Source organism: Paenibacillus xylanexedens (genome assembly GCF_001908275.1).
Lineage (GTDB): Bacteria > Bacillota > Bacilli > Paenibacillales > Paenibacillaceae > Paenibacillus > Paenibacillus xylanexedens_A.
Genome location: NZ_CP018620.1, coordinates 3,103,621 through 3,116,100 on the forward strand (window position 1 = coordinate 3,103,621; position 12,480 = coordinate 3,116,100).

A 12,480-nucleotide genomic window follows, 5' to 3' on the forward strand; every position below is an offset into this window, starting at 1 on the left:
AAGTTCCCCTTTTTAAATCCAATTTAATTCATTTCGTGTTTTTGTTTAGCTTGTCATTACGATATTGCTCATTGCGGTGTTGCTATTGAATTGTCTTCCTCTTGAAAACGCTGAATCAAATCATAAGTAATGACCGTGTCCGAGACATGCAATCGTTTGGTTGCTTCATCATGAGCGGGACGACATGCATTGATATCCGTTTTGTCGCGTGTGGAGAGGTCATAACAAGCACCGCTCTCATAGATATAATCATCCGATGGAATATAGAATACAGAACCATCCGAGAATGTGCCATTACGCAGCACAACCGTACGCCCAGACCCGTCATATACGTCGTTACCCATATGATAATAGGACTGGTCGGACACGCCGAGCAGATGCAATACGGATGGCGTGATGTCCAGTTGTCCTGAAGGTTCGTTGATGGTTCCGGCAGCTGCTCCGTCCGGTAAATGCACAAGCAGGGGAACCTCGTTCATGATCTGTGCCATATCCAGTTCGTTCAGCGAACGTCCTAGGAACTGTTCGTATTGTGATTGTTCCTTGATGGAGTTGTCGTGGTCCCCGTAGAACATAAAAATGGTATTTTCCCATAATCCCCGATTTTTCAGATCCTCGACCATCTTGCCGAGCGCCGAATCCACGTAATGAACGGATTGCAAATAGTTACCAAACATGGTTCCCTGGAACTCGCCTACATCCAGCTGCTGTTTCTCTTTAGGCAAGGCGTATGGATGGTGACTGCTGAGTGTAATGAGGAAGGAATAGAACGGTTCGGTCACCTCACTACTCATTTTCTCAACGGATTGCCGGAAAAAGGATTCATCAGACAGGGACCAGCCAAGCGGGTCATCCTGTGCAAAATCATTTTTACTATAAAACTTGTCGTACTTCATGTTCTGATACATCGTATACCGATTCCAGAAGCCACTCTCATAAGCGTGAAATACGTTGGTGCTGTAACCGTTATCCTTCAGGATGGAAGGAAGGGAATCATACGTATGGTCTGCATAACGTACAAACGCTGATCCAACCGGAAGTGGATGTAGGGAAATGTTTGCACCAAAATCGGCATCTGACGTTCTGCCCTGACCGGTCTGGTGGTAAAAGTGACTATAATACTGACTTTCTTTCATCAGTTCATTAAAATGCGGTGTGATCTCCTGACCGCCAATGCTCTGACCAATCATGAAGTTCATAAAAGCCTCACCCTGAACAATGATGACATTGCTGTCTTTATATTCGCCAAACAAGGCATCATTCTGCGGGGCAGTTCCTCGCCTTTCAGCAAAGAACGCTTTTGCTTGTTCAACATCAGCGGGTTCAGCCTGCGGTCCGGAGCCAATGTGGTCTTTGGCATAGTTGTATAGATCATAACCGTGAAAAGCGAGAAGTCCGGTCACATTGTACATGGATACATTCCACCAGTTGTTATCGAACAGGCCCTTGGCCCATGTTTTACTGTAAAAATAAATCGGGCCGACAGCGAGGCCAAGTCCCAGCACAAGGGCAATGCTGCCAGCAGTGAGACGACGGCGTAACCGTGCCTTGCGATCGTTATACGAATAACCCCCGTAACCAGTAACAGATGTACTGGAGTACTTCGAACGGTAACTTCTGCTGAGCAGTACGATAGCTGCGAACGGAATGACGACAAGCCAGTCGGCAAAGAACCAGAGATCACTGGTGTAGATCAATGTGGCGATGCTGTCACCCAATGCGTCAACTTGTCTCGCCTGCAACAAAACCGGGATGGTCAAGAAATCCTGGAAATAGCGATAATACACCATATCAGCGTAGATTAGTGCGGTAAGCAGCAGGTTAAGCGCGGCGAGAGACACGATCATGCCTCTACGTGGCAGCAACCAGGTCCAGAAGGACAAGAGTAGTAAAGATCCAATGGCAATGACTTTATCCAGCAGTCCCATCGTAATGTTATAAGCGTGAAGATTGTGATGGAGCCACATGAGTTTGAGCAGCATGAGCACAAGAAAAATAAGATATAACGTTAGTGGATGATTTAGAAGCCCGCGTGGCATAGAGCTGCGCGAAGGCCGAGTGACAACCATATGTATGTCCCCCTTGCTTTTGTTGTTTTGTAATCGGAATGTAAAATAGGGCTCCATCCATTATAGCGTGGCCTCATGTGTTTTCAACTATGCCTCAGAAGAATTGATTTCTGCGGATTCGAAGAGCGAAGTCGGTGAATTCATATGACCAGATTAGCGCACAAAAAAGTGCCCGAGCCATGGATGGCAGGAGCACTTTGTATTTGCATTGATTATGAAGATTGTGGTGCTTTATTTCGTGGGGGCAGTGGGCCCAAATACTGATAGTACTGGGTTTCAATTCGTCCGTTGAACAACTTGCGACGTTTGTCTGCCTTATGACCGAAATACTCCTCAAAAGCTTTGGTTGACGTGATTGCAAAAAAGGACCATGTTGGCATGTCGAGGTAACTGCGCCCTAATGAGCGGAGCAACTTCTGAACTTCTTTTTCTTCACTCAAACGTTCACCATATGGGGGATTGGTAATGATGACACCATATTCACCCTGTGGTCTAGCGCGATGAGCGGGCAAGACGCTGACTTCAATATCTTTGGCGAACCCAGCACTTTTGATCGCTGCCATAGCAACTTCAATCGCTTCCGGATCAATATCGCTACCTGAAATTTGTAACGGGACATCGTCACGTACAGCATCAAATGCTTCTTCGCGCGCCTGTTCCCACAATTCTTCAGGAATGACAGCCCAGTCCTCAGAGTTGAAGGTCCGACGAAGTCCTGGTGCAATGTTCCAGCCGATCATAGCGGCTTCGATCAGCATTGTGCCTGATCCACAGCACGGGTCATAGAATGGGCGGGATACATTCCAGCGGCTGAGCTGAATAAGAGCCGCAGCAAGTGTTTCTTTGAGTGGCGCTTCGGTAACGAGTTTACGATAACCCCGTTTATGCAGACCTGGTCCCGTCGTATCTAAAGTAAGCAGGGCGCGATCGTTCAGCAGAATGACCTCAATCACATAACGAGACCCATCCTCTGGGAACCACTCTGTGTCATAAGTCAGCTTCAGTTTCTCTACGATTGCTTTTTTCACGATCCCTTGTGATGCAGGCACACTGCTTAACTGGGATTTTTGAGAACGACCCTCTACAGGAAATTCGCCGTCGGCTGGAATCCACTCTTCCCAAGGCAACGCTTTGGTGCCTTCAAACAATTCGTCAAAAGTCGTGGCAGGGAATTCTCCCATTTTCACCAATACACGATCCGAACTTCTCAGCCACAGATTACAACGGCAAATATCAATATAATCTCCTGTAAAGAAAACCCGGCCGTTGTCGATCGTAACATCTTCATACCCCAGTTGCTTCAGTTCCCGGGCAACAACAGCCTCGAGTCCCATCGCCGAGGTTGCAATCAATTGCAATTGAGCCATGTGATTCATTTCAACTCCATTTCAAGCTGGAGAAGGGAAATCCTTCTCTCTGCTGTATAGTAACGGTGCGGCCTTGCCGCTTTCCGTGAAAAAACTTACAATGAGAAATGCGGTGAACGTATGCACGCCTCTTTCGAAGTGATGCATCAGTCAACCGCCTGTGTTGATAACAAACATTTATTATAGAACATTGGCATCCATATGGAAAGCAGTCCAAGTGTCCAAGGAGGATTTTAGTGGTGAATCTGACCCCTGATGAATATGTAAATCAATTATTTCAAGAGGATGAGCTTTTGCTGAAAGTGAAAGAGGCCATCCGTTCGAACGGTATGCCGGAAGTTTCGGTTGCGGCGGCATATGGACGATTGCTCACGTTTCTAGCGAAGACATCCAAAGCAGAAGCTGCGCTCGAAATCGGCGTGCTGGGCGGTTACAGTGGGATCTGCATTGCGCGTGGTTTGCGTGAGAATGGAACCCTGACTTCGCTGGAACTGAAAGAGGAATATGCGGCAATGGCGCGTGGTCATCTGGAGGAAGGCGGTTTTGGCGAAAAGGTGGAGTACCGCATTGGCCCGGCGGCAGACAGCCTGGAGCAATTGGAGCAGCAAGGTCGCACATTTGATTTCTTCTTTATTGATGCAGATAAGGAGAATTATCCGGTATATCTCGATTATGCCATCAAGCTGGCTCGGCCAGGTGCTGTCATTGTAGGTGATAATTGTTTCCTGCGTGGTCGTACGCTGAATCCGGACAAGCAGGGCCCGGCCGTGCTGGCTGTTCGTCGCTTCAATGAACAGATGGCAAGCGACCCGCGTCTGGTGACGACGATGTTGCCGGATTACGATGGGCTGGTACTTGCCTGGGTGAAGTGAAAGTGAAAATTTCCTAAAGATAAAACTCCGATGAAACACGAGCTCACGCTCTTATGTTTGTGATGGTGATCGTGATTTTGTACGGAGTTTTCTAAAAACACACAAAGAAAGAGATGACAACATTTTGAATGATCAAAAATGTGTCGTCTCTTTCTTTGTATTTACAGATATTGTTGTAGTAGTTTTATTTATACTTCAGGTGTTCCGTACGTTTCAAACCATTTTTTGATGGTGTCAAAATCATCACTGAAGGACAAACCCAGCATCAATAATACACGAGCTTGTTGTGGACTGAGGTTGTCGCCTGCAATGATACCTTTGCCGCCGCCATACACACTTCCTGAACCCGTCCGAGTGGTGGTCACAAAGATGACACCTTCTTCAATGGCTTTGGTACGAGCTTGTCCCATAGCTCTGGAGATACCTCCAGCTCCGGTACCGGAAGTCACGATTCCTTTGGCACCGCTGCTCACGAATCCTTCAATGGCTCCGCCGCTAGCTTCTTGATATGAGATCGCAATTTCTACTTTGGCCAGATCTGCCTTTGTGATTTTACTTAGATCAAATACGGGCTTTGCTGTGCCTTCAGGTTTCAAGGCACGTGCAGGAGCACGGTAGATTCGAATGTTTTCTTCATCAATATATCCTACAGCGCCGAGCATCGGCGTTTCAAACGTATCTGTCCGATAATCATTTGTCTTGGTTACACCGCGAGCAAGCTGGATTGTGTCATTCAACATGAGTACTGTGCCAAATGAAGTGGTACGACCACTACCTGCAAGTTTGATGGCGTTGTACAGATTGGCTTGAGCGTCAGAACCGATGACGGTCCATGGACGCATGGAGCCTGTGATCACGACAGGTTTGTCACTCTGAACCGTCATATCGAGGAAATAAGCGATTTCTTCCATTGTATCTGTACCCGTGGTAACGACAACACTGTCATACATTGCCAGAGCTTTGTCTACCGTCTGCGACAAGTCATAGAGGTCGCTCATGCTATAGGAACCTGAACCTGAGTTTCCGAATTGGAGTGTGCTAACATCAGCAATCTTCTGTTTATCCGGTAAGGCGTCTACCATCTCTCCAATGGGAAGCGTACCTGCCTTGTAATTCTGGAAGCTGGTGGCGTCCTCGGATTGACCGGCAATCGTTCCGCCAGTTCCGATCACCAATACATTAGGAAGTGCAGATTGCTTGGAAGAGTCTGGTATTGCAGGGATGGAAGTATTGCGAGCTGGAGTAGTAGTTGCTGTCTGAACAGCACCTGTTGTGCCTTTCACCTCTACCGTAGCTGCGTGCGCGGCGTAGGTACCAATGGGGGACAACGAGATGGTCAATGCTGTTAAAGCTGCGGTACTCCATACGGCCCAGGGACGAAGATTGGATGTTTTACTCATGAATAGCACTCTCCTTCAAGTAAGTGTGATGTTAAGTTTGTTAAGAAGAATTTGTATACCATTTCAAATTGATTGTATTTCATGTTAAGTAATATGACAAACATAGATAATGGTAGAGTAATCGGTTACATACGTAGATAATGAGAGTAAAATGGTTATTTATGAGGAATTACGAAAGAATATTCATTCTAATAGAGATAGAAGAGAGCTGGTTTTAGTAGTTTTGAAGAAAAAAAAGACTTCTTAATGTTAGTTAATATTACATATTGAGTCTTTTGTCCTGATAAAATGAAGCATTTTAATAAAAAAATGTCGAATTGGGACTCATATCAGAAGTAGGTAACAGAATGAGAGGATGATAGTAACGCATATTAGGTAATGGGGCTCAATTACGGTCTAAAGAGTGGTTTCGTTATAGAGTTATGTTTATAATAGGGGTGATCAACATATGTAAATAAATATATAATATTGATTGGAGGAGAAACGATGAAACAGGCACCGAGAAAGTATGCAAATTACATTCCGATTCGGGAACTGGAGACTTTGGAAGAGAGGTTATCTCCCTTCAAGGTGTATGCAGAACTTCGTGATAACACTCCAGTCCGCTATGATGAGCATCGAGAATGTTGGGATGTTTTTGGTTATGAAGATGTGAAGTACGTTCTGAAAAATCCGAAACTATTCTCTTCTGCACGTGATCGTGCCAATACGAGCATGTTGACGACAGACCCTCCCAAACACAAGCAGCTGCGTGATCTGGTGAATCAGGCGTTTACACCCAAGGCAATTGAAGCATTGGCTCCGCGTATTCAGGAAATCACAGATGAGTTAATTGCTCCACACCTGTCAGAAGGACATATGGAACTTATTGATGACCTTGCAACACCACTGCCCGTCATTGTCATTGCGGAATTGATCGGAGTCCCTGCGGCGGATCGTCAAAAGTTCAAAGACTGGTCTGATGTGTTGGTGAAAGGCGCACGTGACGATAGTGAGCAGGCCTTCCAGGAGTTATTGGAGGAGAAAAAAAGAAATATGCAGGAGTTGCATATCTATTTCACTGGCATTATGGAAGAACGTCGGTTGCAGCCAAAAGATGATCTGATCTCATTACTGCTTGCTGCGGAGATTGATGGTCAGCAATTGACTTCAGATGAAGTAGTGGGCTTCTGTATTCTCTTACTTGCTGCCGGTAATGAAACAACAACCAACCTGATTACCAATGCGGTTCGTATTCTGTCTGAACAACCCGAGCTACAACAGGAGTTGCGCGAACAGCCTGAACGGATTACTTCTGCGATTGAAGAGACGCTGAGATATTATCCGCCAATTGTGGCGATTGGGCGGGTCGCCAAGGAAACTCTAGAGTTGAATGGTCAGACGATTCAAGCTGGAGAGCAGGTGATTTCCTGGGTTGGAGCAGCCAATCGGGACAGTGCCCAATTTGAAAACCCGGAAGATTTCATCTCTGATCGCAAGCCGAACAGGCATATGGGCTTTGGTTTTGGCATTCATTTTTGTTTGGGTGCACCACTCGCTCGATTGGAGGCAAGGGTAGTTCTTCATACATTGCTTCAGCACATGGAGCACATTCAGCTTGTGCCTGGAACGGCTCTGCAACCGATACAAAGTGCTTTTGTGTTTGGTGTGAAACATTATCCGATAGAATTCAATCTAATAAATAAATGATGAATGGCGCATGAATGACAAAAGCCGCTCTCAGGCCAATTAGGCGCTGGAAGCGGCTTTTTCAAATGAAACAGTAAGATGGACTCATTAAGAAATGGATAGGGAATCAGGATTCCCGAATAGAAGCAGGTTTGTTGTACAATTTGAATCGGACCCAAACCATATTAAGCAGCAGCAGTCCGCCAGAGACGATAAACAGACCTTCGATCCCGATGAATCCTGCCATAAATCCTCCAATGATTGCTCCGAGCATGTTGCCGAGCGCCAGAGTACTCGTATTAAAACTGAATGCACGGCTGATCATGCTATCGGATGTATAGGAACGGATCAGGGCATTAACGCTCGGAAGCAGGCCACCCATGAACACCCCCATCATGAAACGAACAAGAATGAGCTGCCACACGGTCTGAACAAATGCCTGCGGAATAAGCATGAGTCCTGTACCTATGAGGGAGAACGTCAGCACCTTGTGAGGACCAATCCGGTCACTCAGCTTCCCGAGAATCGGAGACATCGCCATATTGGATAGTCCCGTAACTGCACCGACAAGTCCTGCCCAGAAGGCCACATTTACATCCGAAGCATGCAATTTTTGCACATACAGCGGCAAGAGTGACATGGGGCTAATCATCGCAAACTGCAACAGAAACGTCACAGCAAACAGTGCGGGCAGTTGAGGTGACTTGTTCAATTCCTTCAGACCGGACAATACGGATTGTGCCGGCAGTTTGGCTTCTTCTTGACGGTCAAACTTCTCTCTCACCAGGAACATGGCGAGCATGGAAGCAACAAAGATCAGTCCACCTGTAATGTAGAAAATGGGGCGGAAGCCTACCGCATCCGCTAACAAGCCACCAATGAGTGGACCCAGGATGGTGCCGGCAACCTGCCCGGACTGACTGATTCCCATGGCAAAACCCATGCGGTCTTTCGGAGTGGTACCCGATATCAGTGCAACAGCTGCAGGATTGAAACCGGAGATGGTACCGTTAAGCAAACGCAATAAGAGAAGCTGCCAAGGATTCTGTGCCAGACCCATAAGGGCAATTACGATGGCCATCCCGAATCCCGAACGCAGCAGCATAACTTTACGGCCATACTTGTCCGATAACTTGCCCCAGAGCGGTTGGAACAAAAATGAGGTGAGGAAATTGGCTGCAAAAATAAATCCCGCCCAAATGCCAATTTCATGTTCGCCAACAACGCCCAGATCTCTTGCGAGATAAAGAGACAAAAATGGGGTAATCATGGTCATGCCCGAATTGACCAAAAATTGTCCGAACCAAAGCACAATGAGGTTTACTTTCCACGTTTTCAAAGTGCTTTCACTTCCTTTCAAAGATATTTCTGTAATTCTCAAAAAAACACCATTCTTTCATTATAACATAATTGGCATATGAGGGATGGGTGTAAGGAATGTCATAGTATTGTCACGTAGAACGCATCTGCATGTGGTTGTTACGGCTGTTTAAAAAGGGCATAATGGTAATTATGAGTCCAAAAACTATTGGAGGCTTCTTACATGAGCTATAATGATCGACTGATTCGGGCAAGTTTCAAACAACAGGTAGACCGCGTCCCGGTATGGTACATGCGTCAAGCTGGACGTTACGATCCTGAATATCGCAAAATTAAAGAAAAGTACTCCTTGCTAGAGATCTGCAAACAACCCGAGCTGGCGGCTGAAGTTACACTCATGCCGGTACGCAAACTTGGTGTAGATGCGGCTATTTTGTATTCTGATATTATGAATCCGGTTGCCTCTCTGGGCATTGATTTTGACATTGTAAAAAATATTGGTCCAGTTATTGATAATCCTATTCGTTCGGCTGCAGATGTGGATCGGCTGCGTCCCATCGACGTAGAAGGAGATCTGTCACATATTCTGGAAACCATTCGAATTCTGGATAAGGAGCTTGATGTGCCTCTTATTACGTTTGCGGGCGCACCATTCACGATTGCAAGTTATCTGATTGAAGGACGACCTTCGAAAGGTTATATCCGCACCAAAACGATGATGTACAGCGAGCCTGAGGTGTGGCACAAGCTGATGCAGAAGCTTGGTGATATGGTTATTACATATGTCCGTGCGCATATTGCGAATGGCGGTAAGGCATTCCAGTTGTTTGACAGCTGGGTTGGAGCACTTTCTCCCAAAGACTTCAGAACATATGTGTTGCCTACGATTACCCGTATCTTTACCGAATTATCGGATTTGAATGTACCGAAGATTTATTTCCCTGGTGTTGCATCCGGTGAGTTGTTGCCAGCACTGCATAATCTGCAAGCCGATGTGATTGGACTGGACTGGAGAGTTTCCATTTCGGAAGGGCGTCAACGTCTTGGTGGCAAATTTGCAGTACAGGGTAACCTGGACCCATATTTGCTGACTGCCCCGATGGAACTGATTAAAGAGCAAGCCAAAGTGATTATTGACGAAGGAATCAAGGAGCCGGGTTATATTTTCAACCTCGGACACGGATTATTTCCTGAAGCATCGCTAGAGAAGCTCAGAGAACTAACGGCGTATATTCATGAATATTCTGCCGAAGCAATGAAGACTGGGGTGACGGTAACCAATGACTAATACTGTAGGTGTACTGGTGATGTCGTATGGCACACCAGAAAATATGGAGAGTGTTGAAGCGTATTACACACATATCCGCAGAGGACGTCCGCCTGAACCAGAGCAATTGAAAGAACTGACGGATCGTTATGAAGCGATTGTTGGCGGTGTTTTCCCACTTCGGGAGAACACAGACAATCAGGTCAAGGCCCTTCAAGAGACATTAAACCGTGATGAGCGTGGCACTGATGTGGAATTCCGTTGTTATCAAGGACTGAAGCATGCCTATCCGTTTATTGAGGATGGCGTGGAGCAGATGGCGAAGGATGGAATTCAGACAGCGATTGGTATTGTACTGGCTCCTCATTTTTCCACGATGAGTGTAGGCAGTTATATCAAACGTGCGCGTGAAAAAGCAGAAGAGCTGGGCGTTCATATGTCCTTTATTGAGAGTTATCATCTGCATCCGAAGTTAATTCAGGCGTTGTCCACACGTGTCAGTGCCAAGTTGGATGCGTTCGAAGAAGCTGGAGCAAAACGCGGAGATGTGAAGGTGTTGTTTAGTGCGCACAGTCTGCCGGCACGTATTGTGGAGATGGGTGATCCATACCCGCAACAATTGCTGGAGACTTCAGAAGTGATTGCTTCACGTGTAGGAATAACCAATTGGCAATTTACGTGGCAGAGTGCCGGACGAACAGCTGAGCCTTGGCTTGGACCGGATATTCTGGATACGTTACAGGAGCTTTCTCGTGAACAGGTAGAGGATGTGCTTGTGGCACCAATCGGGTTTGTCTCGGATCATCTCGAAGTGCTCTATGATCTCGATATTGAGGCCAAAACGATTGCCAAAGAGATCGACATGCGCCTGATGCGTATTGATTCTCTCAATAGCGATCCTCTTTACATGGAGACGTTAAGCGACGTTATTATAAGCCAATGGCAGCAAGGGTCGGATGAGTAATGGGTGATAAGAAACGCCGTGTTGTTGTTGTCGGCGGTGGCCTTACCGGCCTCAGCGCGGCATTTTATATCCGCAAGCATTACCGGGAAGCGGGCGTTGAACCCGTGATTACTTTGGTCGAGAAAAGCTCGTCCATGGGAGGCATGATTGAGACACTGCACCGGGATGGATTTGTGATTGAAAAAGGGCCGGATTCTTTCCTGGCTCGCAAAACAGCAATGATTGACCTGGCTAAAGAATTGGAGATTGATCATGAATTGGTCAGTCAGAATCCGGAGTCGAAGAAAACGTATATCATGCAGCGTGGCAAGCTTCATCCTATGCCAGCAGGACTTGTTCTCGGTATCCCGACAGAACTAAGACCATTCTTGAGAAGTGGTCTGGTCTCTCCGGCAGGCAAACTGCGGGCGTTGATGGATTTTGTCATCCCGCCACGTCGTACAACAGAGGATGAATCGCTCGGTTATATGATTGAACGCCGTCTTGGAGCTGAAGTGCTGGAGAACTTGACGGAACCACTGCTCGCAGGAATCTATGCAGGTGATATGCGGCGATTGAGCCTCCAGGCTACCTTCCCGCAGTTCGGAGAAGTAGAGCGCGATTACGGCAGCTTGATCCGGGGCATGATGACGGGTCGCAAACCGGCTGAGACGCATACCGGAACAAAACGGAGCGCTTTTTTGAACTTTCGCCAGGGACTTCAGAGCCTTGTTCATGCACTTGTCCATGAGTTGCAGGATGTGGATCAACTTCTGAACACTGCGGTGAAGTCGCTGCAACGTCTTGACGAAGCGGAGACCAGATACCGTGTTGAACTGGAGAATGGTGAACAGCTAGAAGCGGATGATGTAGTGGTTACTGTGCCAACATATGTTGCGTCGGAGCTGCTGAAGCCTCACGTCGATACAGCGGCACTGGATGCGATTAACTATGTGTCTGTAGCCAATGTGGTGCTCGCTTTTGAGAAAAAAGAGGTGGAGCATGTATTCGACGGATCGGGTTTCCTCGTTCCGCGGAAAGAGGGCCGTAATATTACGGCTTGCACGTGGACATCGACGAAATGGCTGCATACGAGCCCGGATGATAAGGTGCTGCTTCGTTGTTATGTTGGTCGCTCCGGTGACGAACAGAACGTAGAGCTTCCGGATGAAGCGCTGACGAATCTCGTTCTCAAGGATCTGAGAGAGACCATGGGTATTGAAGCGGTGCCGATCTTCTCCGAGATTACAAGGCTACGTAAATCCATGCCACAGTATCCGGTGGGACACCTCCAACATATTGCCGCCCTCCGTGAGGAGCTTGGCAGCAAATTACCGGGTGTGTACATTGCAGGTGCAGGTTATGAGGGCGTAGGCTTGCCTGATTGCATCAGACAAGCGAAGGAAATGTCTGTTCAGGCTACACAAGAGCTTGCAGCAGATTAAGTACAGCAAGAGAGCTGTCTCAAACGTAGAATTATCTACTGGAGAGATGGCTTTTTTTATGTGAAGATCTGGAAGCTAACTGAGTTCATACCCTTTCAATCGATACAGTTCCAAGGAATGATGGAAATC

General features: G+C 47.0%; 9 protein-coding genes. 5 read left to right on the forward strand and 4 right to left on the reverse strand.

The window, feature by feature from the left end; all coding sequences use genetic code 11:
- Window positions 1-68: 68 nt before the first annotated feature.
- Together BS614_RS13925 and BS614_RS13930 are read right to left on the reverse strand one after the other, a co-directional pair.
- Window positions 69-2,069: an LTA synthase family protein gene (locus BS614_RS13925; protein ID WP_074094428.1), complete on the reverse strand. Its 2,001-nt coding sequence runs from the start codon at window positions 2,067-2,069 to the stop codon at window positions 69-71.
- Between the two features lie 212 nt (window positions 2,070-2,281).
- A complete protein-coding gene (locus BS614_RS13930) occupies window positions 2,282-3,436 on the reverse strand; it encodes a THUMP domain-containing class I SAM-dependent RNA methyltransferase (protein WP_074094429.1) in 1,155 nt (384 codons plus the stop codon).
- A gap of 239 nt (window positions 3,437-3,675) precedes the next feature.
- Here BS614_RS13930 and BS614_RS13935 point away from each other — a divergent pair, with 239 nt between their 5' ends.
- The gene (locus tag BS614_RS13935; protein WP_074096837.1) at window positions 3,676-4,308 is read left to right on the forward strand and encodes an O-methyltransferase; all 633 of its coding nucleotides are present in this window, start codon (window positions 3,676-3,678) and stop codon (window positions 4,306-4,308) included.
- Between the two features lie 188 nt (window positions 4,309-4,496).
- Here BS614_RS13935 and BS614_RS13940 read toward each other — a convergent pair whose 3' ends face one another.
- The gene (locus BS614_RS13940; RefSeq protein WP_074094430.1) at window positions 4,497-5,708 is read right to left on the reverse strand and encodes an asparaginase; all 1,212 of its coding nucleotides are present in this window, start codon (window positions 5,706-5,708) and stop codon (window positions 4,497-4,499) included.
- 486 nt (window positions 5,709-6,194) lie between these two features.
- Between BS614_RS13940 and BS614_RS13945 the strand changes: the two genes are divergently transcribed.
- Window positions 6,195-7,397, forward strand: coding sequence for a cytochrome P450 (locus BS614_RS13945; protein WP_074094431.1), 1,203 nt, complete (start codon window positions 6,195-6,197; stop codon window positions 7,395-7,397).
- Between the two features lie 106 nt (window positions 7,398-7,503).
- Here BS614_RS13945 and BS614_RS13950 read toward each other — a convergent pair whose 3' ends face one another.
- Complete coding sequence (locus BS614_RS13950; RefSeq protein ID WP_074094432.1) at window positions 7,504-8,715, reverse strand: MFS transporter; 1,212 nt, start codon at window positions 8,713-8,715, stop codon at window positions 7,504-7,506.
- Window positions 8,716-8,919: 204 nt separating this feature from the next.
- Here BS614_RS13950 and hemE point away from each other — a divergent pair, with 204 nt between their 5' ends.
- Genes hemE through hemY form a run of 3 tightly spaced genes read left to right on the forward strand, consistent with a single transcriptional unit; the run spans window position 8,920 to window position 12,351 of the window.
- Window positions 8,920-9,984 (forward strand): uroporphyrinogen decarboxylase, encoded by a 1,065-nt coding sequence (hemE, locus tag BS614_RS13955; RefSeq protein ID WP_074094433.1) that lies wholly within the window; start codon window positions 8,920-8,922, stop codon window positions 9,982-9,984.
- Window positions 9,977-10,927 (forward strand): ferrochelatase, encoded by a 951-nt coding sequence (gene hemH / locus BS614_RS13960; RefSeq protein WP_074094434.1) that lies wholly within the window; start codon window positions 9,977-9,979, stop codon window positions 10,925-10,927. Before hemE ends, hemH begins: the two co-directional genes overlap by 8 nt.
- Entirely contained in the window at window positions 10,927-12,351 is a 1,425-nt protein-coding gene (hemY, locus tag BS614_RS13965; protein WP_074094435.1) for a protoporphyrinogen oxidase, read from the forward strand. Before hemH ends, hemY begins: the two co-directional genes overlap by 1 nt.
- The last annotated feature ends 129 nt before the right edge of the window (window positions 12,352-12,480 follow it).